This window comes from Sphingomonas sp. 2SG (assembly GCF_005503285.1).
GTDB lineage: Bacteria > Pseudomonadota > Alphaproteobacteria > Sphingomonadales > Sphingomonadaceae > Sphingomonas > Sphingomonas taxi.
The window spans coordinates 73,687-99,465 of sequence record NZ_SCMZ01000005.1 but is presented as its reverse complement, the minus strand read 5'-3'; the positions used below and the strand labels follow the sequence as shown (position 1 = coordinate 99,465).

At 68.8% G+C, this 25,779-nt stretch carries 16 protein-coding genes; 9 read left to right on the top strand and 7 right to left on the bottom strand.

Annotation, left to right across the window (positions count from 1 at the left end; translation table 11 throughout):
• Nucleotides 1-31: 31 nt before the first annotated feature.
• Complete coding sequence (locus tag FFS23_RS03975) at nt 32-1,456, top strand: sugar porter family MFS transporter (protein ID WP_137897539.1); 1,425 nt, start codon at nt 32-34, stop codon at nt 1,454-1,456.
• A 64-nt stretch (nt 1,457-1,520) separates the two neighbouring features.
• On the opposite strand, the gene FFS23_RS03970 is transcribed toward FFS23_RS03975, so the two are convergent.
• The gene (locus FFS23_RS03970; RefSeq protein ID WP_137897538.1) at nt 1,521-3,170 is read right to left on the bottom strand and encodes a glycoside hydrolase family 43 protein; all 1,650 of its coding nucleotides are present in this window, start codon (nt 3,168-3,170) and stop codon (nt 1,521-1,523) included.
• 256 nt (nt 3,171-3,426) lie between these two features.
• Between FFS23_RS03970 and FFS23_RS03965 the strand changes: the two genes are divergently transcribed.
• The 6 genes from FFS23_RS03965 to FFS23_RS03940 are packed head-to-tail and all read left to right on the top strand — an operon-like array spanning nt 3,427 to nt 11,520.
• Nucleotides 3,427-4,125 carry an acetylxylan esterase gene (locus tag FFS23_RS03965; protein ID WP_137897537.1) on the top strand — a complete coding sequence of 233 codons (699 nt, stop codon included), beginning with the start codon at nt 3,427-3,429 and terminating at the stop codon, nt 4,123-4,125.
• Between the two features lie 14 nt (nt 4,126-4,139).
• Nucleotides 4,140-5,585: a family 43 glycosylhydrolase gene (locus FFS23_RS03960; RefSeq protein WP_137897536.1), complete on the top strand. Its 1,446-nt coding sequence runs from the start codon at nt 4,140-4,142 to the stop codon at nt 5,583-5,585.
• A gap of 38 nt (nt 5,586-5,623) precedes the next feature.
• On the top strand, nt 5,624-7,207 hold the full coding sequence (locus FFS23_RS03955) for an alpha-N-arabinofuranosidase (RefSeq protein WP_137897535.1): 1,584 nt from the start codon (nt 5,624-5,626) through the stop codon (nt 7,205-7,207).
• 4 nt (nt 7,208-7,211) lie between these two features.
• Nucleotides 7,212-8,867, top strand: a complete 1,656-nt coding sequence (locus FFS23_RS03950) for a GH39 family glycosyl hydrolase (RefSeq protein ID WP_249340509.1) — start codon at nt 7,212-7,214, stop codon at nt 8,865-8,867.
• Nucleotides 8,868-8,896: 29 nt separating this feature from the next.
• Nucleotides 8,897-9,958 carry an alpha/beta hydrolase gene (locus FFS23_RS03945; protein ID WP_212742904.1) on the top strand — a complete coding sequence of 354 codons (1,062 nt, stop codon included), beginning with the start codon at nt 8,897-8,899 and terminating at the stop codon, nt 9,956-9,958.
• On the top strand, nt 9,955-11,520 hold the full coding sequence (locus tag FFS23_RS03940; RefSeq protein ID WP_137897533.1) for a glycoside hydrolase family 43 protein: 1,566 nt from the start codon (nt 9,955-9,957) through the stop codon (nt 11,518-11,520). Before FFS23_RS03945 ends, FFS23_RS03940 begins: the two co-directional genes overlap by 4 nt.
• 297 nt (nt 11,521-11,817) lie before the next feature.
• On the opposite strand, the gene FFS23_RS03935 is transcribed toward FFS23_RS03940, so the two are convergent.
• The 6 genes from FFS23_RS03935 to FFS23_RS03910 all read right to left on the bottom strand — a co-directional run bounded on the left by FFS23_RS03935 (nt 11,818) and on the right by FFS23_RS03910 (nt 23,853).
• On the bottom strand, nt 11,818-12,585 hold the full coding sequence (locus FFS23_RS03935; protein ID WP_137897532.1) for a FadR/GntR family transcriptional regulator: 768 nt from the start codon (nt 12,583-12,585) through the stop codon (nt 11,818-11,820).
• Nucleotides 12,586-12,666: 81 nt separating this feature from the next.
• Nucleotides 12,667-14,559 carry an NPCBM/NEW2 domain-containing protein gene (locus FFS23_RS03930; protein WP_137897531.1) on the bottom strand — a complete coding sequence of 631 codons (1,893 nt, stop codon included), beginning with the start codon at nt 14,557-14,559 and terminating at the stop codon, nt 12,667-12,669.
• Nucleotides 14,556-17,222 carry a glycoside hydrolase family 3 C-terminal domain-containing protein gene (locus FFS23_RS03925; protein WP_137897530.1) on the bottom strand — a complete coding sequence of 889 codons (2,667 nt, stop codon included), beginning with the start codon at nt 17,220-17,222 and terminating at the stop codon, nt 14,556-14,558. The genes FFS23_RS03930 and FFS23_RS03925 overlap by 4 nt, the downstream gene beginning before the upstream one ends.
• 31 nt (nt 17,223-17,253) lie before the next feature.
• Complete coding sequence (locus tag FFS23_RS03920) at nt 17,254-19,197, bottom strand: sialate O-acetylesterase (RefSeq protein WP_137897529.1); 1,944 nt, start codon at nt 19,195-19,197, stop codon at nt 17,254-17,256.
• A 17-nt stretch (nt 19,198-19,214) separates the two neighbouring features.
• Nucleotides 19,215-20,756, bottom strand: a complete 1,542-nt coding sequence (locus FFS23_RS03915) for a tryptophan halogenase family protein (protein WP_137897528.1) — start codon at nt 20,754-20,756, stop codon at nt 19,215-19,217.
• Between the two features lie 64 nt (nt 20,757-20,820).
• Nucleotides 20,821-23,853, bottom strand: a complete 3,033-nt coding sequence (locus tag FFS23_RS03910) for a TonB-dependent receptor (protein ID WP_137897559.1) — start codon at nt 23,851-23,853, stop codon at nt 20,821-20,823.
• A gap of 247 nt (nt 23,854-24,100) precedes the next feature.
• Between FFS23_RS03910 and FFS23_RS03905 the strand changes: the two genes are divergently transcribed.
• Both FFS23_RS03905 and FFS23_RS03900 read left to right on the top strand, forming a co-directional pair.
• Nucleotides 24,101-24,787: a SapC family protein gene (locus FFS23_RS03905; protein WP_137897527.1), complete on the top strand. Its 687-nt coding sequence runs from the start codon at nt 24,101-24,103 to the stop codon at nt 24,785-24,787.
• The gene (locus FFS23_RS03900) at nt 24,784-25,779 is read left to right on the top strand and encodes a cupin-like domain-containing protein (RefSeq protein WP_249340508.1); all 996 of its coding nucleotides are present in this window, start codon (nt 24,784-24,786) and stop codon (nt 25,777-25,779) included. Before FFS23_RS03905 ends, FFS23_RS03900 begins: the two co-directional genes overlap by 4 nt.

Sequence of the window (25,779 nt, the reverse complement as noted above, 5' to 3'; positions counted from 1 at the left end):
TTCGCCGGCGGTGACCGGCACAGGAGAGACGATGACGGACAGCGTAAGGGGGGCAGGGGGGACTGCCACGAACCACGGCTTCATCGCCGCGATCGTCGCGGTGGCGACGATCGGTGGCTTTATGTTCGGCTATGATTCGGGCGTGATCAACGGCACCCAGAAGGGGCTGGAGGCGGCGTTCGCGCTCGGCCGGCTCGGCATCGGCGTCAACGTCGGCGCGATCCTGGTTGGTTCGGCGATCGGTGCGTTCGGCGCCGGCCGGATGGCCGATGCGATCGGCCGCCGCAACGTCATGATGCTCGCGGCATTGTTGTTCCTGGTCAGCGCCCTGCTCGCCGGCGCGGCGAGCGGCTCCGAAGTCTTCATCTTCGCGCGCATCATCGGCGGCCTCGGCGTCGGTGCGGCGAGCGTCATCTCGCCGGTCTATATCTCCGAAGTCACCCCCGCCTCGATCCGCGGCCGGCTGACCAGCGTGCAGCAGGTGATGATCATCACCGGCCTGACCGGCGCGTTCGTCGCCAATTTCGTGCTCGCCCGCTATGCCGGCGGCTCGACCGCGCCGTTCTGGCTCGGCTATCCCGCCTGGCGCTGGATGTTCTGGCTGCAGGCGATCCCCGCCGCCATCTATCTCGTCGCGCTGTTCGTCATTCCGGAAAGCCCGCGCTTCCTGATGGCCAAGGGCCGCGAAGACGACGCGCACAAGGTGCTCGTCCGCCTGTTCGGCGTGGCCGAAGCCGACCGCAAGGTCGTCGAGATCCGCAACTCGCTCGCCGCCGACCATCACAAGCCCAAATTGTCCGACCTGCGCGACAAGACCACCGGCAAGATCCGCCCGATCCTGTGGGCGGGTATCGGCCTCGCCATCTTCCAGCAGCTCGTCGGCATCAACGTCGTCTTCTATTACGGTGCGGTGCTGTGGGAAGCGGTCGGCTTCACCGAGGACAATGCGCTGCAGATCAACATCCTGTCGGGCGTGCTGTCGATCGCGGCGTGCCTGTTCACGATCGCGACCGTCGACAGGATCGGCCGCAAGCCGCTGCTGCTCGTCGGTTCGGCCGGCATGGCGGTGACGCTGGCGGTGGTCGCCTGGGCCTTCTCGACCGCGGTCACCGACGCAGCGGGCGCCGTCTCGCTGCCGGGGCATAACGGCATGATCGCGCTGATCGCCGCCAACCTCTACGTCATCTTCTTCAACGCGAGCTGGGGTCCGGTGATGTGGGTGATGCTCGGCGAGATGTTCCCGAACCAGATCCGCGGCTCGGGCCTCGCGGTGTCGGGCTTCGCGCAGTGGATCGCCAATGCGGCGATCTCGGTGAGCTTCCCGGCGCTGGCGGTGTCGCCCGGCCTGGCGGTGACCTATTTCGGCTACGCCTTCTTCGCCGCGGCGTCGTTCTTCTTCGTGCGCAAGATGGTCAACGAGACCGCGGGCCGCGAGCTGGAGGACATGGCGGGCTGATCCGCCGGACCATCCTATCGGTCACGACGAAGGGGCGGTCCTGCGGGACCGCCCCTTTTTCATGTCAGCGCCGCCAGGCGTAGGGACCGACGATCGTGCCGACGAAGCCGCCCGCCGCCTCGGTGCTGAGGAAGCGTGCGTCGACGTCGGCGGCGAGCGTGCGGCGGGCGGCGCCGGCCTGATAGTCGAACGCCATCGTGCCGCCCTTGGCGCGAATGGTGAGCGTCACCGGACCGGTCGTGGCGAGCGGCGCCGACGCGACCAGCCGTTCGGTGCCCTTGTCGGTGGTGTAGAGCGCGACCATCGGCTTGCCGGCGAGGCGGGTGATGCCGAAGAACAGGAAGTTCTTGTCGCTCTGCATCGCGGCGAGGCCGGCGCGCTCGCCATCGCTGTCGGGGGTGAAGCGCACCGTCGTGCTCATCGTCGCGACGTGATGCTGCTGGCGCCGCGCGACGAAGGCGGGAACGCCGTTCAGGTCGCCCATCGGCGCGCCGCGTTCGAGCACGAGTTCGTGGCGGTCGATCCGGTAGACAGGCTGTTTGGGGGTGCGCACGCCGATCCACTGCATCGCCAGTTTCGGTCCGGCGAACGTGTCGGTGTAGGCGAAGTCGCCGCTGGTCGGCAGCGCCGGCGGGCGTTGCTGCGGCAGCCTGGGTGCGGGCGCGGTGAAGGGGATCGCCTTGCCGTGTGGCAGGATCATCGGCCAGCCTTGCGCCCAGGTCACCGGCAGCAGGAACGTCTCGCGGCCGATGTTGTAGTAATTGCCGGCATAGGGGCGGACGGCAAGGAAGGTCGCCCACCAGTCGCCGTTCTGCGTCTGCACCAGTTCGGCATGGCCCGCCGAGGTAATCGGGTTGGAGCGGGCGGGATCGAGATCGCGCTGGGTCAGGATCGGATTGCCGGCGAACGGCACGTACGGCCCGCGCAAGTCGCGCGAGCGGAAGACGACCTGCGAATGGTTGACGCTGGTGCCGCCCTCGGCGGCGGTGAGATAATAATAGCCGTCCTTCCGGAGGATATGCGGCCCCTCGATCCAGACCGGCTTTTTGGTGATGTCGACGCCGCCGTTGACCAATTGCGTGCTCTCGCCGACCATCTTGCCGGCGCGCCAGTCATATTCCTGCATCCAGATGGCGCGATGGCCTTCGTAGCGCGGCGGTTCGGCGGGGGCGCGGTTGTTGACGATATAGGCGCGGTCGCCTTCCCAATAGATCGACGGATCGATCCCCTCGAACGGCAGCCAGATCGGGTCGGACCACGGCCCCGCCGGGTTCCTGGCGGTGATGACGAAATTGCCTCTGCACGACACGCAGGTGTTGACGATGTAGAAGGTGCCGGCGTGAAAGGAGATATCCGGCGCGAATACCGCTTCCGAGGTGCGGCGGCCGGTGAAGTCGAGCTGGCCGGGGCGGTCGATCGCATTGCCGATCTGCGTCCAGTGGACGAGGTCCTTCGAGTGGAAGACCGGCAGGCCGGGGAAATGCGCGAAGGACGAATTGACCAGATAATAATCGTCGCCGACCCGCGTCACCGATGGGTCGGGGTAATAGCCAGACAGGATCGGGTTGCGATACGCGCCCGGCGCGGGGGTGGCCTTCTCCTCCGACTGCCCCTGATAGGCGAAGCGGCTGAAGCGCGGGGCCTCGCTCGCCATCGCCGCCGAACCGCCGGCCAAGGCCAGCGCCAGGATCATGGCACGTCCCACCATCCTCATCTCTCCCATATCGGCCACCGCTCGATGCGACGGCTCTTGGCGCAACTATAGCGCTACCACGTCGACGTGCCAGCCAGAGCGATGAAATCGGCGGAACATTACTCCGATAAATCCACCCGGCGCCGATAGACAAGGTAGCGTTACCAGTTTACCCTCCGGAACAGCGCAAAGAGGAGATGCGGCGCGATCCCGACGGCAGGCCGACGCGGATCGCAGACCGACTCCCGTGGCGCGAGGGAGAGCGATGATGACCGGGATGCGGATACGACATCTGGCGCTTGGCGCGACGCTGCTGGCGACGCTTGCCGGCGCGACGCCGGGCATGGCGGGTCAACAGGCAACCCCCGCCACCGGCATCGCGCCCTATTTCCAGCCCGCCGGCACCGCGCCGAGCACGCCCGACGCCGACGGCTTCCTGCGCCGCTGGCTGCTGCTCGAACCGATCGTCAAGCCGAACCGCACCAATACGGTGTTCACCGCAAGTTATGTGCGCGAGGCGCTGGGGACCAGCTATTTTCCCGGCCAGTTCACCGCGACGCCGCGCGACGGCCAGATCGTCAAGGCCGCCGAGCCGCTGCGCTGGCATGCGCTCGACTCCAACAGTTTCGACATCAAGCTGTTCAATCTGGCGCAGGGGCTCGGCAAGCCGACCTATGGCGTGATCTTCCAGGCCTATACCGTGATCGATGTGCCGCGCGAGATGCGCGACGTGCGGATGGCGGTCGGCTCCAATGCGGCGTCGATCTGGTGGCTCAACGGCAAGGAGGCGGTCGGGCTGTTCAACGATCGCCGCATGGTGATGGACGACGTGCTGTCGGACCGGCTGACGCTGCGCAAGGGCCGCAACGTCATCCGCGGCGCGGTGATCAACGGTCCCGGCCTCAGCGATTTCTGCGTCCGCTTCCTCGATGCGGAGGGCAAGCCGATCACCGCTTTGTCCACCGTGCTGCGCTGATCCGGGAGACCGCCATGATCCGCCCTATCCTCGCCGCGCTCGGCCTCTCGCTCGGCCTTGCCGCCGCCCCCGCCGCTGCGCAACTGCAGGGCGAGCCGTTCATCCACGACCCCTCCACGGTCACCTTCTCCGACGGACGCTGGTATACGTTCGGTACGCGGCAGGGCGGGCTCGTCTCCGACGACGGCTGGACGTGGCGCAGCGGCCCGGTGCGGCCCGGCGGCGGCGTCGCGCCCGACGTCATCAAGATCGGCGAGCGTTACTACATGGCCTATGCGGTCGGCGGCGGCGGCATGTCCGGCGGCCATGCCAGTCAGGTCAAGATCATGTGGACGCTGTCGCTCGACCCCAAGTCGCCGCGCTTCGGCTATCACGACGTCGGCGTCGTCGCGTCGAGCGACGGGGTGGAGACGGCCGATGCGATCGATCCCGCCTTCCTGCTCGCCGACGGGCGGCTGTGGCTGACCTACGGCACCTATTTCGGGCCGATCCGCATCGTCGAACTCGATCCCAAGACCGGACTGCGCGTCGCCGGCAACCAGCCGGTCGATGTCGCGATCGACATGGAAGCGACCGCGATGATGTATCGCGACGGCTGGTATTATCTGCTCGGCACGCACGGCACCTGCTGCGACGGGCCGAATTCCACCTATCACATCCGCGTTGGCCGGGCGCGCAGCCCGCTGGGGCCGTATCTCGACCATATGGGCACGCCGCTGCTCAAGGGCGGCGGCAAGCTGGTAGTGAGTGCGCGGGGCCGCGACATCGGCCCCGGTCACTTCGGGCTGATCGAGCTGCCCGGCGGCGTTGAGAAATTCTCGATGCATTACGAGGCGGACATGGACCGCAGCGGGCGCAGCGTGCTGGGCATCGCGCCGCTGCTGTGGCGCGACGGCTGGCCGGTGGCGGGCGAGAACGTCGCGCCGGGCACCTATGAGATCGTGTCCGAGCGCAGCGGTTATGCGCTGGGACTGGCGACCGACTTCGTCCGCATCCCGTTCGACGCGCGCGCGAGTTTCAGGGCCAAGCCGGACGATCCCGTCGCACCGCTGCCCGACCAGACGCTGGCGCAGGATGGCCCGGGCTGGCCGCAGGGCCGGGTGCGCGTCGACCTCGCCGATTACATGGTGCGGCCGCACCAATTGTGGACGATCGCGCCGGTGGCGGGCGCCGGCGGGTCGTTCGGCGCGCCATATTACAAATTGACCATCGCCGGGACGACCCGTGCGCTGGCGGCGACCGCGGCGGGCGAGGTGGAGGCGGTGCCCGCCTTCACCGGTGCGGCCGAGCAATTGTGGCGCGTCGATCAGCTCACCGACGGCACCTATCGCATCATGCCCAAGGCGGTGCCGGGCGGCCGTACCGGGCTGGCGCTGGTCGCCATCGGTGCGAGCACGCCGACGCTCGCCGCCTTCGATCTGGCCAGCCCGGCGGGGCGCTGGACGTTCCGCACGCCCTGACTCCCGCCGCCGCTGCCGCCATTACGAGAGGAAGACCGATGATCCCGTTCCGACCCCGCGCCGCCCGCGCGCTGTTGCCGCTGCTGCTCGCCGGCCTTGCCCTGCCGGCGACAGCGCCGGCGCAGGAGCGTGAAACCGAGGCTGTACAAGCGACGCTGCGCGCCGACACGCCGGGGCCGCAGGTGCATCGCGACGTCTTCGGCCAGTTCGCCGAGCATCTCGGCCACGGCATCTATGGCGGGATCTGGGTCGGCCCCAAATCGCGCATCCCCAATGACGCCGGCTATCGCCGCGACGTGCTCGCCGCGCTCAAGGCGATCAACGTGCCGATGGTGCGCTGGCCGGGCGGGTGCTTCGCCGACGAATATCATTGGCGCGACGGCATCGGCCCGGCGAAGGACCGGCCGGGTAAGGTCAACACCAACTGGGGCGGGGTGAACGAGGACAACAGTTTCGGCACGCACGAATATTTCGGGCTGATGGAGCGGCTGGGCGCGAACACCTATGTCGGCGCGAACCTCGGCAGCGCGCCGCCCGCCGAAACCGCGCAATGGGTGGAATATATGACCGCGGCGAAGGGCAGCAGCATCCTCGCCAAGGAGCGCGCCAAGAACGGCCATGCCGAGCCGTGGAAGGTGAACTATCTCGGCATCGGCAACGAACTGTGGGGCTGCGGCGGCAATATGCGTCCCGAGTACGCCGCCGACGAGACCAATCGCTACGCGCAATTCGCCAAGTCGGCGAACGGCCCGATGCTCAAGATCGCCAGCGGCCCGAGCGATTCGAACTACGAATGGACCGAGGCGATGATGCGCATCGCCGGCAAGAATATCGACGGGCTGGCGCTGCATTATTACACGCGGCCGCGCGACAAGGACTGGAAGGACAAGGGGCCGGCGATCGGCTTTTCCGAGCATGAATGGGCGACGACGATGCAGCATACGCTGCAGATGGAAGAGTTCCTGACCAAGCACGCTGCGATCATGGACAAATACGACCCCGCCAAGCGCGTGATGCTGGCGGTGGACGAATGGGGCACCTGGTACGATCCGACGCCGGGCAGCAATCCCGGCTTCCTCGAACAGCAGAATTCGATCCGCGACGCCGTCGTCGCCGGGCTCAACCTCAACATCTTCGTCGCGCATGCCGACCGGGTGCGGATGGCGGCGATCGCGCAGATGGTGAACGTGTTGCAGGCGATGCTGCTCACCGACGGGCCGCGGATGGTGAAGACGCCGACCTATTGGGTGTTCGACCTGTACAAGCCGTGGCAGGGGGCGACGGCGCTGCCGATTACGCTGACCTCGCCCTGGTATCACAAGGACGAGGTGGCGGTGCCCGCGGTCAATGCCTCGGCGGTGCGCGACGCCGCGGGGCAGGTGCACGTCGCGCTGGTCAATCTCGACCCGAACCGCGCGCTGCCGGTGTCGGTCGCGCTGACCGGGGTGCAGGCGGGGCAGGCGAGCGGCCGGATCGTCACCGGCGCGGCGATGGATACGCACAACAGCTTCGATGCGCCCGATACGGTGACGCCGCAGCCGTTCACCTCGGCGCAGGTCGCGGGCGGTACGTTGACGCTGACACTGCCGGCCAAGTCCGTCGTCGTGCTCGACCTGCGCTGAGCCGGTGCGCGGCGGTCCCTCCTCCTGGTGCCGGTCGGCGGCTGCGGCAGCGGTGCTCGCGCTGCTGACCGCGGCAGCGCCGTCGCCGCGTGCGGTGCACGTCAGCGTCGATGCGGCGCGCGTCACCGCGCCGCTGCCGCCGATCTGGCGGTTCTTCGGCGCCGACGAGCCCAATTATGCGACGACGGCGGAGGGCAGGCGGCTGCTCGTCGAGCTCGGGCGGCTGCGGCCGAGCGAGATCTATTTCCGCGCGCACAACCTGCTGACCAGCGGCGACGGCACCGCCGACTTCAAATGGGGCAGCACCAACGTCTATACCGAGCGCGACGGCCAGCCGGTGTACGACTGGCGGATCGTCGACGGCATCATCGACAGCTATCGCGCCGCCGGCATCCATCCCTATCTCGAGATCGGCTTCATGCCCGAGGCGCTGAGCGCCGCCCCGCCGGGCACGCCCTATCGCCTGCCCTGGGCGCCCGGTGTCGATGCCAAGGGCACCGCCGGCTGGACCTATCCGCCGCGCGACGAGAAGCGCTGGGCCGACCTCGTCTATCGATGGACGCTCCACAATGTCGCGCGCTACGGTCGCGCCGAGGTGGAGCGCTGGTATTTCCAGACGTGGAACGAGCCCAATCTGAGCTTCTACTGGAGCGCCAGTCCGGAAGCCTTCTACCGGCTGCACGACGTCACCGTCGATGCGATCCGTCGCGCGCTGCCGACCGCGCGGGTCGGCGGTCCCGATCTCGCCGGTGCGGGCGGCACCTTCATGCAGGGCTTCCTGCGCCACGTCACCACCGGCACCAACCATGCGACGGGCGGAACGGGTACGCCGACCGACTTCCTGTCCTTCCACGCCAAGGGCCAGCCGGCGGTAGTCGACGGCCATGTCCGCATGGGGATCGCCAACCAGTTGCGCACCGCCGACGAGGCGTTCGCCGCCTTCGCCGCGGTGCCGCAGCTCGCCGGCAAGCCGGTGGTGATCGGCGAGAACGATCCGGAGGGCTGCGCCGCCTGTCCGGGGCCGGCCAACGCGTATCGCAACGGCCCGCTCTACGCGAGCTACACCGCGGCGAGCTACGCGCGGCTGTGGGAACTGGCGCAGCGGCGCGGCACGCGGCTGGAGGGCGCGCTCGCCTGGTCCTATACGTTCGTCGGCCAGCCGTGGTTCGCCGGCTATCGCCAGCTCGCCACCAACGGCGTCGATCTCGCGGTGCTCAACGTCTTCCGGCTGTTCGCGAAACTGGGGACGGAGCGGATCGCGGCGCAGAGCGACGGGCAGGTGCCGCTCGCCACGATGCTGCGCGACGGGGTGCGCGGCGCGCCGGATGTCGGCGTGCTCGCGACGCGGACCGCGCCGGGGCGCGTCGCGCTGCTGCTGTGGCATTATCACGACGACGACGTGGCCGGCCCCGACGCCCGCGTGACGCTCGACGTGGCGCATGTCGCGCCGGCGGCGGCGGGGCGGATGTGGCGCGTCGATGCGCAGCACGCCAACGCGTTCGGCGCATGGCAGGCGATGGGTTCGCCGGCGCGACCGACGCCCGCGCAGGTCGCGACGCTGAAGCGCGCCGCGCGACTGACGCCGGAAGCGCTGCGCCTGACCGGCGGCCGGCTGACGCTGACCGTGCCGCGGCAGGGCGTGGTGCTCGTCGAACTATGATCTTCGTTTTCAGCAGAGGATTGACCGCGATGACTTCCTTCCGTGTCGGCGCGCTTGCCATCGCACTGGCGCTCAGCGTCGGCGGCGCATCGGCGCAGGTGACGACGCCCGCGCCCGCGCCGGTGGCGGGCGCCAAGCCGGTTACGATCGAGCGGATCACCGTCCATGCCCCGAGCATCGAGGGCAATCTGGAAGGCGAAAGCCCCGATCGCGCGGTGCTGGTCGTATTGCCGCCGAGTTATCGCAGCAGCCCGACGCGGCGCTATCCGGTGGTCTATGCCCTCCACGGCTATTCGATCGGTGCCGAACAATGGATCGGCGAGATCCACGTGCCGCAGACGGTGGAGGGCGCCTTCGCCAAGGGCACGCGCGAAATGATCGTCGTGCTGCCCGACAGCAAGACGGTGCACAACGGCTCCTTCTATTCGAGCTCGGTGACGGTCGGCGATTTCGAGACGTTCATCGCGAGGGACCTCGTTGCCTATGTAGATGGCCACTATCGCACGATCGCCGACCGGCGCAGCCGCGGGCTCGCGGGCCACTCGATGGGCGGCTACGGCACCGCGCGGATCGGGATGAAACATCCCGAGACGTTCGGCGCGCTGTACATGATGAGCCCGTGCTGCCTGTCGACCCGCGCGCTCGGCACGCCCGATGCCGCCAACGAGGCGGCGTTGCGTAGCCTGCGCTCCCCCGCCGACAGCGCCAAATTGTCCTGGGGCCTGCGCGCGCAGCTCGCCACCGCGGCGGCCTGGTCGCCCAATCCCAAGGCGCCGCCGCTGTTCCTCGACCTGCCGATCAAGGACGGCGTGCCGCAGTCCGACGTGCTGGCGCGCTGGTCGGCGAATGCGCCGCTCGCGATGCTCGACCAATATGCCGGCAATCTCCGGCGCTATGCGGCGATCGGCATCGACGTCGGTGACCGCGACGGGCTGAAGGACGACGCCGCGAAGCTTCATACCGGGCTCGACCGCTATGGCATCGCCAACAGCTTCGAAATCTATCCGGGCGACCATACCAGCGGCGTCGCCGGCCGGGTGCAGGACAGGATGCTCCCCTTCTTCTCGCGCGCTCTGGTGTTCGGCCGATGAGGCGCGGCTGGGGATTCGCGGCGGCGGCGCTGCTGGCCACGACCGCGTCGGCGCAGGTATGGCGGTCGGATCAAGGAGACGGCACGTTCCGTAACCCCGTGCTCTACGCCGATTATCCCGATCCCGACGTCATCCGCGTCGGCCGCGATTATTATATGGCGAGCACCACCTTCGCCAACGTGCCCGGGATCACGATCCTGCACAGCCGCGATCTGATCAACTGGACGATCGTCTCGCATCTCGTCGACCGGCTGGAGGGGTTGCCGCAATACGACCTCGAGGGCGGCAACGCCTATCGCAAGGGGCTGTACGCCTCCAGCCTGCGCTATCACGCCGGCACCTATTATCTCGCCAACACGCCGGTCGGGCAGAAGACGCGCATCTGGTACGCGAAGGACGTGCGCGGGCCATGGCGCTATCACGAGCTGGAGCGCGAGGCGTTCGATCCCGGCCTGTTCATCGAGCCGGACGGCCGCGCCTATCTCGCCACCGCGAGCACCGCCGACGGCACGATCACGCTGCTGACGCTGGATGCGCAGCTCGCCCATGTCACCGACGCCAGGCGCATCCATTACATCAAGGGCGCGGAAGGATCGAAGATCATCCGCCGCGGCGATTATTATTATCTGTTCAACGCGCTGCCGCCACGGCTGGCGCTGAGCGTGTCGCGATCGCGCAGCCTGTTCGGGCCATGGGAGACGCGCGACCAGATCGACGACAAGAGCGGCGGCCATCAGGGCGCGCTGGTCGACCTGCCCGATGGCCGCTGGTTTGGTTTCGTGATGGAAGACAGCGGTGCGATCGGGCGGATGACCAATATGAGCCCGGTGTTCTGGCAGAACGACTGGCCGGTCTGGGGCACGCCCGCCGCACCCGGCCGCGTGCCGCGCCGCGCCGCCAAGCCGATCCCCGGCGCGCGCTTTGCCGAGCCGGCGACCTCCGACGATTTCGCCGCCGCGCGGCTCGGGCTGCAATGGCAGTGGAACCACAATCCCGATCCCGCGCGCTGGTCGCTGACGCAGCGGCCGGGCTGGCTGCGGCTGCGCCCGACGGTGGCGACGCGCTTCTGGTCGGCGCGCAACACGCTGACCCAGAAGGGGCAGGGACCGGCGAGCCGCGGCGAGGTGAAGCTCGACATCGGTCATCTGGCGCCCGGCGACCGCTGCGGTTTCGGCACGCTCGGTCAGTATAGCGCCAATATGACTGTGACCCGCGGGGTGGACGGCACGGCGGCGGTCACGGCGGAGGTGACGGAGGACAAGGTGGGTGGCGCGATCACCACGACGCTGGCGACGGCGCCGCTGCCGCGCGGCGATGCGCTGTGGCTGCGCACCGACATGGACTTCACCACCGACCGCAGCCGGTTCGCCTATAGTCTCGACGGGCGGCGCTGGACGCCGCTCGGCGGTGACGCGCCGCTCGCCTTCGCGTGGCGTACGGGGACCTTCCAGGGCGAGCAGTTCGCGCTGTTCTGCTATGCCGACAAAGCGAGCGCGGGGTGGATCGACGTCGATCGCTTCACGCTGTCGCCGCTGGCGCCGGCGGGGACGGTGCGGCCGTAACGCTCGTGCCTCAAGCGTGGAGGAGATCCCGATCGCGTGCCCTGACCCTGTCGAGGGGCAGGTGAGTCTCACGGTGCTTCGACAGGCTCAGCACCAACGGATTTGGGTATACGTTGGGGGCCGTTGCGCTCACGGGAGCGCTAGAGCGACCAGCACCTACAACTGGCCAACAACGAAGGCGATTCCCCCCTACCGTTCGCCCTGAGCCTGTCGAAGGGCAGGTGGGTCTTACGGTGCTTCGACAGGCTCGGCACCGACGGGGTGGATAGACCGGCGTATCAGGCGCGTGAGGCGCGTTCAGACCGGCGTTTCGGCGGGCATCGCGCTGCGCGTGTCGCTCAGTGCGAGGTCGACGAGCACTTGCATCGCGGCGGTGGCGGCGGCGGCGTCGCGCGCGGCGATCGCGTCGTAGACGCGGGCGTGGTCGGGGATCGGATCGCGCGGCAATGCGCGGGTGCGCTGCTTGAACTGCGTCGTCCAGGCGACCGCGGCGCCGATCGACGCGCCGAGCACGACCATCGCATCGTTGCCCGTCGCGTGCAGCAGCGCGTCGTGGAAATCGCGGTCGGCGGCGCGGCCCTCCGCGGTGGCGAGCGTGTGGCGGCGCATGCCCTTCAGCGCCTCGCCCATCCGCGTCAGATCGGCACGGGTGCGGCGCTCGGCGGCGAGTGCGGCGGCGGCGGGCTCGATCACCAGCCGCAGCTCGAACAGGCTGCGGATCAGCCGCGGGTCGGGCTCGCCGGCGAAGGCCCAGGCGAGCACGTCGGGGTCGAGCAGGTTCCAGCGTTCGCGCGGCAGCACGTGCGTACCGGTTTTCGGCCGGCTCTCGACCAGTCCCTTGGCGGCGAGCACCTGCACCGCCTCGCGATAGGCGCCGCGCGAGACGTCGAGCGCCTCGGCGGCGGCGACCTCGCCGGTCAGCACGTCGCCGGGGCGATATTCGCCCGACAGGATGGCGATGCCGAGCTTGTTGGCGACCGCGCCGCGCAGTCGTCGCCCCGGCTTGCGGGTGCTCGATGCCGGGGCCGGCAAGGCGGTGATGCTGCTGTCGTCGTTGGTCGCCACTGTTCAGACAAGGCCCGGATCAAAGGGATAAGTCAATAAGCGACCATGGTCGTGGGCGGCCGGGGTCGGGGGCGGCCCACATCACCGGGTCAATGCAGCATCGCCCCAGGCCGCCGGCTGCACCCGTCCGTCGCCGGCCCGCGCGACGAGCTCGACGATCGCGACGCCGCCGACGTTCGCCTGCAACGGCGCCGGCGGCGTGCCGAACGCCATCGGCGGCGACTTGGCGAGCAGCCGGCCATCCCCCCACACTTCGAAGGTGATCGTGCCGGCCTGACGCTCGCCGGAATCGTTGACGCCGACCTGCGCGGCGAAGCGCTTGAACCCCTGGTTGCGCACTTCGAGGCGGGAATTGCCGAGCACGCCGATGCCGGTGTCGAAGTCCTTGCCGGCGACGCGCATCAGCTTGCCATATGGCGCGCGATCGGCCTCGGCGCCGCCCCAGCCGCCATATTGCGGGTGATCGCCCGGGCCGCGCGTGCCGGTCCACGGCGTGATCGAATGGTGGATGGTGGGATCGGGCTGCGGCGTCACCACGCCGTCGGCGGCGGGATTCACCCGGCCGGTCTGTTCGGAGAGGTAGAGGCCGTTCGCCAGCCGGCGCGTGCCGCTGGCGCGGAACACGCGCGTCTCGTGCGGCGCCAGCGTCAGCGCCAGCTCGCCACGAAAGCGACTGTCCTGCTTGCTCCACAAATCGCGCAGCCGCACGTCGGCGGTCGGCAGCAGCTTGAGATGCGCGGCGGTCAGCACCGCCTTGGCGGGCAGCGCGGTCCGGTTGAAGATCGCGACGCCCTTGCTGCCGTCGGCGAGCGTCTTGGCGAAGATCTGCACCTCGTCGGAATCATAGGCGAGCACCGCTTGGTTGCCCGCCGGGTCCTGATTGAGAGCGACGAGATCGGCGTTGCCAAAGATCGCGAGCTGTTCGGGGGTGAGCTTGCGCAGGTCGTAGCCGATGAACAGCGGGGCGTTGACCATCGCCCACAAGGCGAAGTGCGACCGCGCCTCGACGGTGTGGGCATTGTCGAAATCGCCGGTGCCGACGTACAGCATGTCGGGGTCGTTCCACGATCCGGGATGCGCGTAAAGCGCCCGATGCGTTACCGTGTCGAAATTGGTCAGCATGCGCGACCACACCGGCTGGATGTCGTCGCTGGTGCGCGAGCTGTTGCCGACGTCCTTGCCCCAGGCGCGCACGTCGCCCGCGCCCCACAGGCAGAGCGAGAAGACATAGTCCCGGTCGCCGGCATAGGTGCGGATCGCGGTGCCGACCTGTTCGTAGAGACGGCGCACCCCGGCGACGTCGGAGCCGCCGAGCGACTGCATGTCGACCAGCGGCGGCAGCGCGCGGTACAGGCCCGAACGGACGCGCGGCGCGTCGGCGGGCAGGCCGCGGATGCCGCAGGCGTCGACCTTGATGAAGTCGAAATTCCAGTCGCGGAAGTAGAGCTTCATGTCCTGGTCGACATGGCCGTACAGGCCGACCTCGCGCTCGGCGACCGTCCCCTCGGGCTGGTTCTTGAAGTCGGGCGTGTAGATCTGGCCGCAGCTGTTGCGGCCGATGTCGGAATAGATGCCCGCCTTGAACCCCATCGCGTGCAATTTGTCGGTGAACGGGCGGAAGCTGGGATCGGCGCCGGTCGCGGCGGAGGGGAAATGATCGGTGCGGATCAGCATCCGCCCGTCGGGCTGGCGCCGCTTGAGCCACCAGCCGTCGTCGATGTTGACGTAGCGATAGCCGAGGTGGGCAAGCCTGGTGTCGCGCAGCGCCTGCGCGGAGGCGAGCACCTTTTCCTCGTCGACGTCGCTGTTGAACGCGTTCCACGAATTCCAGCCCATCGGCGGGGTCGGCGCATGGCCGCTGGCGTTGGCGCTCCAGCGGCCGGTGGCGGCGAGCGGATCGCCGTCGGCCGCCTGCGCGCCGGTGGCGAGCGCGAGCAGCGACAGGCCGGCGAGAATAATCGGACGGGCGATCATTTGGGCAACTCCTGCGACTGGCGCGTGGTGAAGGTGGCGGTGCTGCCGGGGGCGGTGCCGGGCTGGCCGCCGCCGACGGTGACGCGATAGCGGCCCGCGGCGACCGACCGCGCACCGTCGGGCGCGACCGAACTGAGGTCGCGCGGCGACAGGTCGAAGGTGACGGTGCGCGCCTCGCCGGGGCGCAGCGCGACGCGCTGAAAGCCGCGCAGCGCGAGGCGCGGCATGCCGGGACGGTCCGGGAAGGTCAGATAGAGCTGCGCCACGTCCTCGCCCGGCCGGTCCCCCGTATTGGTCAGCCGCGTGGTGACGCGCAGCCCCGCCTCTGCCTCGCCGCGCGCCGGCGTGACGGTGAGCGGGCCGTAGGCGAAGCGGGTATAACTGAGGCCGTGGCCGAACGGATAGACCGGCGTGCCGGTGAAATAGCGATAGGTGCGCCCCGTCATCGCATAATCGCCGAACGGCGGCAGGTCGGCGACGCTGCGGTAGAAGGTCAGCGGCAGGCGGCCCGACGGATTGGTGCGGCCGGTGAGGATGTTGGCGGCGGCGAGGCCACCGGTCTCGCCGGGATACCAGGCTTCGAGCACCGCGGCGGCATTGGCCTTGGCCCAGGCGAGGTTGATCGGGCTGCCGTTCATCGCGACGAGGACGATCGGCTTGCCGGTGGCGCGCGCCTGATCGAGCATCGCCAGCTGGTCGGCGGGGAGGTCGAGCGTCGTCTTGTCGCCGCCGGCGAAGCCGGGGACGGTGACGCCGGTCTCCTCCGCCTCGAGGTCGGAGGTGAGGCCGACGACCGCGACCAGCACGTCGGCATCGGCGGCGGCGCGCTTCAGCGCGGCGGCGGGGGCATCGGAGATGCGCTTCCAGACGAGATCGATGCCGCTGCCCTCGGCCTTGATCGCATAGCGGCGGCCGGCGACGAGCTTGACCGTGGTCATGCCGGCAAGGTCGTTCCAGCGCGCCTTGCGCCGGTCGGAGACGATCCGCCCGTCCAGTTCCAGCGTGCCGCCCGCACCCGACAGGCCGACGCGATAGCTGCCGGTCTCGGCGGGGACGAGGAAGCCGGTCCAGACCGTGCGGTGCACGTCGGCGACGCGGGCGAGATCGAGGTTGCGGTCGCCGACATCGGGTTCGATCCGCGTCGCCACCGGCTCGCTCTGGTATGTGACCGCGGCGACAGTCTTTTCGCGCGTGCCGGGCGCATAGAAGGCAGGCAGCGGCGTCGCCGGGTTGTAATAGCGCGCGAGCAGGCCGGGCTTGCCGTCGGGCGTCTGCAACACGGTGGTCGGGATGCGGTCGCCGTCGGTCATCGATTCACCGAACGGCACTAGCGTCACCTGGCTCGCCCCCAGCGTGGCGCGCAGGCCGTCGAGCACCGAGACCGGCGGCCCCGACAGGCCCGAGGAGTAATTGCCGCGCAGCACGCGCGTCGCGTCCCCGAGCGGGCCGATCACCGCCACCTTCGTTCCGGCGCGCAACGGCAGCGCGCCATCGTTCTTGAGCAGCACCATCGAGCGTTCCGCCGCAGCGAGCGCCAGCGCGCGATGCGCCGGCGCGGCGATCGCGCTGACCGGCACCGCGGCGGGGGCGCCGGCGAGACCGGGCAGGTCGCCGTTGCGATAGCGCGCGGCGAACAGGCGGACGAGCGTGCGGTCGATGTCGCCTTCGGTGATCAGATTGCGGCGCAGCGCCTCGCGATAGCGATCCTCCAGTCCGGCGGTGTCGCCGAGCGTCGCATTGTTGCACTCGCTGTCGACGCCGGCGCGCATCGCCGCGGCGACCGCGGTGGCGCCGTCGGGGGCGTATTTGTGATTGTCGGCGATGTCCTTCACCGCGTCGCAGTCGGAAACGACATAGCCGGTGAAGCCCCAGGCGCCGCGCAAATGCTCCCTGAGCAGCAGGTCGCTGGCGCAGGCGGGCTGGCCGTCGATGCGATTGTAGGCGCACATCACCGATCCCGCGCGCCCCTCGACGATCGCGGCACGGAAGGCGGGGAGATAGGTGTCTTCCAGATCGTGCGCCGAGACGAACACGTTCGCTTCGTGGCGGGTGCCTTCGGGACCGCTGTGGACGGCGAAATGCTTCGGCGTGGCGATCACCTGCGGCCGGTCGGGGTTGGGCCCCTGCATGCCGCGGACGAAGGCGACGCCCATCGTCGCGGTGAGGAACGGGTCCTCGCCGTAGGTTTCCTGCCCGCGGCCCCAGCGCGGATCGCGGAAGATGTTGATGTTGGGCGACCAGGTGTCGAGGCCGGTGCCGATATGGCCGACGCGCCCGGTCTGGCGGGCGAGCGTGTGCAGCGCGCGCACTTCGGTGCCGATCGCACCGGCGACGTCATGGACGAGCGGGGCATCGAAGGTGGCGGCAAGGCCGATCGGCTCGGGGAAGTTGGTGGTGTTGCGTGCGCCGAGCGCGCCGTGCAGCGATTCCGTCCACCAATTGTAGGCCGGGACGTTCAGCCGCGGGATCGCCGGTGCGACGTTGAGCAGTTGCGGCAGTTTCTCCGCGATCGTCATTCGCGCGACCAGCGCCGACGCCATGCGGAGCGCCGGATCGGTCTCCGTCTGCCGCTGCGGTGCGGCGGGTTCGCGCGCGAGCACCGGGGTGAGCGCGAGCGCGAGGCCCGCCGTGGCCAGCCCTGCGGCCCGCATCGTGATCGCCATCGTCATCTCCCCTTGCGGCGTTGCGTGTCGCTTATCGTGCCACCGGCACTTCGAACGTACCGACCGGCAGCTGTGCGTCGTCGGCAAGGTTGATCGCGGGCGAGTCCGCCCAGGCGTAGCGGACCCGCGTCACCGGCTTGCCGTCGCCGGGCAGCGTGACGGTAGTGCCGGCGACGCTGCCGCTGGCGTAGCGGCAGGTGCCGGGCGCCGCGTCGCACAGTTCGAAGCCGATCGCGCGATCCGAGCCGCGCGCGTGGAGCGCGCCGGTGACGCCGTCGAAACGCAACGTCACGCCGCCGCCCGCCGCGCCGCTCGCACCGGCGATGGCCGGGCCGGAGGGTGCGATACGCTCGCCATAGACGGTGGCGCGCATGACGCGCGCGAGCCGCTGGCCGACCTCGTGCTTCTCGCCGGGATGGATGTCGAGCACGTCGCCGATGTCCATCGCCACCGCGATCCCCGCGCGCGGATCGGCGGCGGCGACGCGGCGCTGCGCATCGCGGACGAGGCCCCAGCCGCTGTCCGACGGCGCAATCGCCGGCGTGCCGTAGGAGGAGAGTTGGACGACGCCGAACGCCGCCTGCGGGCTGGCGAAGCGGCTGCGCCAGTCGGCGATCAGCGCGGCGAGGCGGCGGTCGTAGCCGGGGATGCCGGTATCCGACTCGCCCTGATACCAGGCGATGCCGGCGAGCCGCATCGTGCCGAGCGGCGCGATCATCGCATTGTAGAGCGTGCCGGCGCCGTTGATGTCGTCCCACGGCACGCGCGGCGCGGCGCCGGCAAGCCGCTTGGCGACGGCATAGCGCCAGTCGCTGCCGAGCGGCTGGCTGCTGCCGTCGGCGAAGGTGATACGCATCGTCTCCGCCGGTCCGAGCATGCCGCCATAGGCATAGACGTCGTCGTCGTTGACGGTGATGACGTTGCGCCCCGCCTTCAGCGTGCCGGCGGGTAGCGCATAGACGCGCGATTGCGAGGCGAGGCTGCTACCGCCGACGCCGACGCCGTTGACCCAGGTGCGATCGGCGTCGTCGACCATGCCGAGCACCAGCGTCGCGGGACCGCGCGCCTGTTCGGCGGTCACCTCGATCGTGCGCTGATACCAGATCATGCCGTTGTAATCGGCGAGTTCGGGCACGCCCCACGTCTCGAACGCGGTCATCGCTGGCACTGGCTTCCAGTCGAGCGCGGCATCGGCCTGCCACGGCTCCTTGCCGCGCGCGTCTCCGGCACCGGCACGCCACCAATCCTCCCAGATCGTCGAGGCGCGGCGGTTGGCGGCGGCGGGGTCGCGGGCGTAGAGTGCGAGCAGGTCGGCGGCGTCGCCCATGTCGGACGCGCGCAGCGCCGGCGCGCTCATCCAGGCGCTGATCCGCGAGCCGCCCCAGCTCGAATGCACCGCGCCGATCGGCACCTTGGCGGTGCGGCGCAGCGCCTGCACCATATAGAAACAGGCTGCCGAGAAGCTCTGCGCGGTGGTGCCGTCGGCGGCGACCCAGCGTGGTGCCTGATCGAAGCGGGCGAGCGGCGCGGGGGCGGCGACCTTGGCAATCGTCAGCAGCCGCATCTGGTCGTCGAGCGGCGGGTGCGCGTCGGGGATCAGCTTCTGCGCGTCGGTGACCGCCAGCTCCATGTTGCTCTGGCCCGAGCAGAGATAGACGTCGCCGACGAGGATGTCGCGGAGCACCGCCGCGCCGCTCGCCGCGGCGATGGTCAAATCGTAGGGGCCGCCGGCGGGCAGCGCCGGCAGGCGCGCCGCAAACCGGCCGTCGCGCCCCGCCTTGGCGGTGACGGTGTGGCCGGCGAGCGTGATCATCACCGTCTCGCCCGCCGCGGCATCGCCGGCGAGGTCGATCGGCTGGTCGCGCTGGATCACCGCATGATCGGACAGGACGCCGTCGAGCCGTGGCGCGGCCACCGCCGGGCTGGCGCAGGCGAGCGCGACGAGGGCGCAGGAGGCGAGAGCGATCGTCCGCATGGGCTGGGCTTTCCGGGTCAAATGGGTTGCAGACCGTGGCGGACGATCCGTTCGATCAGGTCGCGATGACGCGGCAGGCTGGCGACCATCCGCTGCGTCTGTACCGCATTCTCGCGCCGGGCGCGGCGCGCGAGTTCGGCGTCCGCCTCGATCGTGCCCGGCAAGACGGCGCTGCGCGCACCCATGCCGTAGAGGACATATTGGTAACTGGCGGAGGGGAAGACCTCCTCGGCGCGGTCGAATTCGTCGTGCAGCCAGGGCGATTGATGCTGCCACAGCTCCATCAGCCCGCGCAGGCGGTCGGGGATCGTCTCGGGCCGGACGTTGTCGCGCCAGAAGTCGGTGTCGGTCCGCTGCGTCAGCGCGTAATGCAGCTTGAGGAAATCGATGATCCGGCCCCAGCGATACTGGGTCGTGTCGTTGAAGCGGCGCGCGACGACGTCCATCACCTCGCGGCACGGCGGCAATTGCTCGGCGATCATCTTCGCCGACAGTTCGATCAGCACGATCGCCGAGGCTTCGAGCGGTTCGAGGAAGCCCGCCGCCAGCCCGACCGCGATGCAATTGCGCTCCCAGAAACGCGTCCGATGGCCGGCGCGGATCGAGAGCTTGCGTACCGGCAGGTCGTCGCCGGCCGGACCGATATAGGCGCGCAGCTCGCGTTCGGCGGCGTCGACGTCGATATGGCTGCTGGAGAAGACATGGCCGACGCCGCGTCGCGTCGGCAGGCCGATGTCCCAGATCCAGCCCGCCGACTGCGCGGTCGAGAGGGTGTGGCTGGCGATCGGATCGTCGGGTTGCGCATAGGGCACCTGGATCGCCAGCGCGGTGTCGCAGAACAAGGTGTCGGCGCAGCTGCGGAAGGGCACGCCCATCGCCTTGCCGATCAGCAATGCGGCGAAGCCGGTGCAGTCGACGAACAGGTCGCCGTCGATCGCGATGCCCTGTTCGGTGTCGAGGCCGACGATGTCGCCGCTCTCGTCCTTGCGCACGTCGGTGACGTCGGCGCGGACGTGGCGGACGCCGAGCGTCTCGCAGCAGTGGCGCTGGAGGAAGTGCGAGAATTTGCCGGCGTCGAGGTGATAGGCGTAATTCGCCTGCCCCTCATATTCGGGCGTCGCCATCGTCTTGGGAGCGAGCCCCTCGTCGCAGATGCGGCCCTGCGGCGTGACCGTGTCGCAGAAGCTGCCGTCGCCGTCGCCCGCCAGCCAGTGCGGCGCGAGGTTCACGCTGCCGAATTGCTGCGGCAGCATCAGCGGGTGGTAATAGCCGTCGTCGACCGCGCCGGTCGTCCAGCGGTTGAAGCGTGCGCCCTGTTTGAACGAGGCGTCGCACTGGCGAAAGAATTCGGTTTCGGAGACGCCCATGCGCTTGAGCGTGCTGCGCAAGGTCGGCCAAGTGCCCTCGCCGACGCCGATGATCGGCACGTTGGGCGATTCGACCAGCGTGACGGTGAAGCCGTGCGGGCGCTGGCCCTGATGGCGTGCGGCGATCACCCCGGCGGTCAGCCACCCTGCGGTGCCGCCGCCGACGATGACGATGTTCCTGATCTGGTGCATGGCTTTGCGTGTTCGCAAAAATGACGGAGCGCAACCAGGGTCGCGCTCCGCCAGGGGGAGAGGATCAGAAGCGGTAGCGGGCGCCGACCGTGTAGCGGCGACCGTAATCGAACACGTCGAGCAGCTGGTTGGAATAGCGGCCGTGCGTGCTCTGCTGGTTGTTGTTGACGTTGAGTGCCTCACCGAAGACGCTGAAGTTCTTGGTGATGTCGTAGCTCGTCGTCAGATCGATCTGGAAGCTCTGGTTGACGAAGGTCGGCTCCGATCCGAACGAACCGGTGTTCTGGTTCTGGCCGAACTGGAGCAGATATTTGTCGCGCCAGTTGAGCGCCGTACGGAACTGGAAGCCGTTCTTGTCGTAGAATCCGACGAAATTGGCCGAATTGGCAAGGCCGGTGACCGCGAAGCCGGTCTGGGTGATGTTCTTGTCGTCATACGGGCGGTTGGTGTTGACGAAGGTGGCGTTGGCCTGGAAGCCGAAGCCGGTGTCGCCGAACACCTGCTGCAGCGCCAGCTCGACGCCGCGCACGGTGGCGTCGGGGCCGTTGACCTGCTGCGACACGGCGAAGCTCGCCGCGGTGCCCGTGGTCGGATCGACCAGCCCGTTGATCCCCTGACGCGTCACGCCGCCGACGATGAAGTTGCTGACGTTCTTGAGGAAGAAGTTGACCGCCAGATAGGAGTTGCGGCGGTAGTACCATTCCATGCCGAGATCGAAATTGTCGGCCAGATAGGGCTTCAGGTTCGGGTTGCCGCCGCTCGCCGACAGGGCGCCGATCCGTTGGCCGTTGCCGACGTTGAGCACCGGGTTGAGCAGGCTGAGCGACGGACGGGTCAGCGTGCGCGACGCATCGACGCGCAGGATCAGATTGTTGGTCAGCTCCAGCTTCGCATCGAGGCTCGGCAGCAGGTAGGAATAGGAGCTGGTGTTGGTGACGCCCTGCACCGGGGTGTAGGTCGGAATGCTGAGCAGCGTCGGATCGGCGGTGCTGGTGACCAGCGACGTCGGCAGGCGGCCCTGGCCGGTGGCGACGAGGTTGGTGACTTCGTTGCGCACGCCGGCGTTGAACGTGAACGGCAGGCTGCCGATCTCGGTCTTGAAGTTGACGCTGAAGTACAGCGACCACGTCCGCTCGCGCACCTTGAGCACGCTGCCCGGATCGACCGCCTCGTCGAACGTGCCGGTAAAGCCGGTGACGTTGCCGTAGTTGAAGCCGGGGACGTTCTGCGCCGACGGATTGCCGAGGCTGGTCAGATAATTCTGATAGGCGACCGGGCTGAACACGAACACCGACGGCGGCAGGCTGCCCTTGAAGCCCGGAATGAAGTTGTTGAGGCTGACCGAGCCCTGGTACAGGCTGGCGGGCAGCGGCGAGATGCCCGAGGTGCCGCGCGACGGCCCGCCATAGCCGGCATAGGCCTGCCAGAAGTTGTTGGTGAACGTGCTCTGGTTGCGGAAGTCGAACGTGTCCTGATAGAATTGGCCACCGGCCTTGATCGTCAGATCGTCCTGCTTCCAGGTGGCGTTGCCGCGGAACTGGACCAGCTCGTCGGTATTGTGCTGCGTCTGGTTGACGGTGACGTGGCTGCCGATCAGCGACGTGTCGGCCCAGCCCGCCGCATTGCCCGCCGGCCCGTAGTTGCTGATCGTCGGGAAGGCGTCCTTGCTGTTGCCGCCGACGGTGAAGCGCAGGTTGTTGCTGAGCGCATTGCCGTAGCCGATGTCGCCGTTGCGGCTGCCGATCACGTCGCCCGGGTTGAGCCAGCTCTTCGCATAAGCGACGTCGCCTTCCAGCGTCAGGTTGCTCGTGGCGTCATATTTGACGTTGAGGCCGGTCTGGTTGGTCTGCAGGATCTGCTTGTTGAGCGCCGAGGTGAAGTCGGTCGGCGTGCCGGTCTGGGTGAAATCGGTCGCGGTGCCGTTCTTGTCGAGCGTGACGTTGCGCAGGTCGCCCTGGTTGAACCAGACGCCGAACGCATAATTCTCCTGGGTGATCGTCTGACGCGAGAAATTGTTGTCGATCGTCAGCATCAGGTCGTCGGACGGATGATATTGCAGCGCGATGCGCGCATCGACGCGCTCGTCCTCGACGCGCTGCTGCTCGGCGCCATATTGTTGCGGGAACCAGCCCGGCAGGTTCTGGCGGTTGGCCGGATTGGCATAGGCGGCCGAAGCGGTGTTGCTGGTCGGCGTGCAGGTGCCGGTGCTGCCCGCGAGCTGGCAGGGGGCGAAATTGCCGCCCGGCCAACCCGACACATAAACGCGGTTGGTATCGGTATCACGCTTGGTGTAGATCACGTCGGCGAGCACGCCGAAGGTCTCGTCGGCGTTGGTGCTGCTGACGAGCAGGCCGCCGGTCGGCACGATCCTGCCCGACCGGTCCTGAATCGAGCCCGAGCCGGTCGCGGCGACGCGGAAGCCGGGGTGGTCGAACGGATTGGGGAAGGCGATGTTGACGGTCGCGCCGATCGAGCTCGACGCCAGCGACACGTCCGGCGTCTTGAGGACGCTGAGCTGGCCGATGAAGTCGACGCCGACGGTGCTGAAGTCGATCTGGCGGCCGCCGGTCGCGGTCGAGATGCGGCGGCCGTCGTACAGCGTGGTGTTGAAATCGCCGCCGAAGCCGCGGACGGTGATGCCGGTCGGCTCGCCGCGCGAGCCGGAACGCTGGATCGACACGCCGGGCAGGCGCTGCAGCGAGGCGGCGACGTTCGAATCCGGGAATTTGCCGATATCCTCGGCGGAGATCACGTCGACGACGCCCGACGAGGTGCGCTTGAGATCGAGGTTGCGCTGGAGCGAGCCGCGCAGGCCGACGACGACGATGTCGTCACCCGTGCCCTGCGCGCTGTTGCCCTGCGACACGTCCTGCGCAGTCGCCGCATCCTGCGGCTGGCCGGCTTCGGCAGCGCTGGTCGTGTTGGCAGTCGCCGGCACGGCGGGCTGCGGCGCGGCGGGCTGGCTGGTCGTGCTATTCTGGAGGTTGCCCTGGTCCTGGGCGAGCGCCGGCGCGGCCCAGGCGAAGGTCGCCAGGCTGGTCGCGCAGGCAAGAACATGGATTCGGCGGAAGCTGCGGGCTCCGGTACGCGCACGCATGGTCGTAGGCATTTCTGACATCCCCTCTTTTTACGTCGCGCTACCCCTTCTTGCGGGGGTGCGAGCGACTGCTCGGTTTCTCTGCCGATTCGGGTGTATCGCACCCCGTCACGACATGAACGGTAGCGCTCACAATATCGCATCGACATGCTTTTGCAAGCATTTGTAAGAGTGATGCGGACGCTTTGCATCGCTCGTCCGCTGTGCGATCTCTAGCACTAACAATCGCAACGAGTTGGAGGGGTGGATGCCGGACTGGCAGATGTTGAACGGCGCGGATCATGCCGCGCTGCGCCTGTCGCGCAGTGCCGACGGCACCCGCCATTTCGCGCAGATCGTCGCCGACGAATTCCTCCCGGCGATGCTCCATTATCCGATCCTGTTCACCAAACATCCCGAAACGGGGGCTTTCTATGCCGGTGTCGTCATGGGGCTGGAGCCGGGGCGCAACCTGATGACGGTCGACGGCCGGTTGCCCGATTACCGGCCTGCCGATCTGGAACGGCAGGGCTTCTTCATCGCCGAGGGGCAGGTGGTGATCGATCGCGAGCATGCGGTGTTCGCGACCGGCGAGGGGCAGCCGCTGTTCGAGCCGACCGGCGAGGCGGCGCCCACGCTCAAGCGCGTGCAGCAGGCGCTGCACGCGCTCGACCAGGGCATCGCCGCCACCGATGCGATCATCCGCCGCTTCCTCGACCACCGCCTGATCGAGCCGATCGACGTGTCGATGCAGTTCGACGACGGTCGCCACCTGCGGCTCGATGGCCTCTATACGATCAGCCTCGACGCGCTGCACGCGCTGCCCGATGCGGCGGCGCTGGCGCTGTTCCGCAGCGGCGATCTGCAACTCGCTTATGCGCAGACCGGTTCGGTGCGGCATCTGCGCACGCTCGGCCGCATCCATAACGACCGGCTCGCGACGACGGCGCTGTGATCGACGCCGCGCCGCCGGCGGCATTGGCCGATCCCGAAGCGTTCCGCCGCGACGTGATGGTCGCCGGCAGACCGGTCGTCGCGCGCGGCGCGGCGCGGCACTGGCCGATGCTGGCGGGCGGGCGCGACACCGTGGTCGAGGCGCTGCTAGCCTTCGACGCCGGGCGGTCGGCGGAGATGTTTGTCGGGCCGCCGGCGATCGGCGCGCGTTATCATTACGACGAGGCGCTCGCCGGGTTCAACTTCACGCGCACCACTCTGCCGTTCCGCGAGGCGCTGGCGCGCGTCCTCGACACCGCGGGCCAGCCGGACAGCCCGAGCCTCTACATGGGCTCGCTGACCTCTGAAAATTGCTTCCCCGGTATCGAGACGGTGGTGCGGTTGCCGTTCGTGCCGCCGACGGCGCGGCCGCGGATCTGGATCGGCCATGCCTCGACCGTCGCCTGCCATTACGACACGATGGACAATGTCGCCTGCGTCGCCGCGGGGCGGCGGCGATTCACCCTGTTCCCGCCCGAGGCGATCGCCGACCTCTATGTCGGGCCGATCGACCATACGATGGCGGGACAACCAGTCGGGCTGGCGGTCGGCAGCGCGCCGGGCGACGCACGGTTCCCGCGCTTCGATCGCATCCGCGACCGCGCGCTGGTGGTGGAGCTGGAACCGGGCGACGCGCTCTACGTGCCCAAGCTCTGGTGGCATCAGGTCGAGGCGATCGGCGAGGTCAACGTGCTGGTCAATTTTTGGTGGGACGGCTTCGCCGACGGTCCCGACCAGCCTTATACCGCGATGATGCTGGCGCTGATCGCGATCGCCGAGCGGCCGGCGGCGGAGCGTGCCGCCTGGCGGGCGTGGTTCGACCATTATGTCTTCCGCCCCGAAGGCCATCCGCTCGCCTTCCTGCCGCCGGCCAGGCACGGCATCCTCGACGGCCAGCCCGAAAGCCGCGGTCGCATCCGCGCGCTGGTGATGCGGCTGCTGCGCGGCGGCTGA

Excerpts from the sequence above, each read along its gene's own strand:
- FFS23_RS03975 (WP_137897539.1), top strand. The coding sequence starts at position 32 with ATGACGGACAGCGTAAGGGGGGCAGGGGGGACTGCCACGAACCACGGC.
- FFS23_RS03970 (WP_137897538.1), bottom strand. The coding sequence starts at position 3,170 with ATGAGGATGGTGGGACGTGCCATGATCCTGGCGCTGGCCTTGGCCGGC.
- FFS23_RS03965 (WP_137897537.1), top strand. The coding sequence starts at position 3,427 with ATGCGGATACGACATCTGGCGCTTGGCGCGACGCTGCTGGCGACGCTT.
- FFS23_RS03960 (WP_137897536.1), top strand. The coding sequence starts at position 4,140 with ATGATCCGCCCTATCCTCGCCGCGCTCGGCCTCTCGCTCGGCCTTGCC.
- FFS23_RS03955 (WP_137897535.1), top strand. The coding sequence starts at position 5,624 with ATGATCCCGTTCCGACCCCGCGCCGCCCGCGCGCTGTTGCCGCTGCTG.
- FFS23_RS03945 (WP_212742904.1), top strand. The coding sequence starts at position 8,897 with ATGACTTCCTTCCGTGTCGGCGCGCTTGCCATCGCACTGGCGCTCAGC.
- FFS23_RS03940 (WP_137897533.1), top strand. The coding sequence starts at position 9,955 with ATGAGGCGCGGCTGGGGATTCGCGGCGGCGGCGCTGCTGGCCACGACC.
- FFS23_RS03930 (WP_137897531.1), bottom strand. The coding sequence starts at position 14,559 with ATGATCGCCCGTCCGATTATTCTCGCCGGCCTGTCGCTGCTCGCGCTC.
- FFS23_RS03925 (WP_137897530.1), bottom strand. The coding sequence starts at position 17,222 with ATGGCGATCACGATGCGGGCCGCAGGGCTGGCCACGGCGGGCCTCGCG.
- FFS23_RS03920 (WP_137897529.1), bottom strand. The coding sequence starts at position 19,197 with ATGCGGACGATCGCTCTCGCCTCCTGCGCCCTCGTCGCGCTCGCCTGC.
- FFS23_RS03915 (WP_137897528.1), bottom strand. The coding sequence starts at position 20,756 with ATGCACCAGATCAGGAACATCGTCATCGTCGGCGGCGGCACCGCAGGG.
- FFS23_RS03910 (WP_137897559.1), bottom strand. The coding sequence starts at position 23,853 with ATGCGTGCGCGTACCGGAGCCCGCAGCTTCCGCCGAATCCATGTTCTT.
- FFS23_RS03905 (WP_137897527.1), top strand. The coding sequence starts at position 24,101 with ATGCCGGACTGGCAGATGTTGAACGGCGCGGATCATGCCGCGCTGCGC.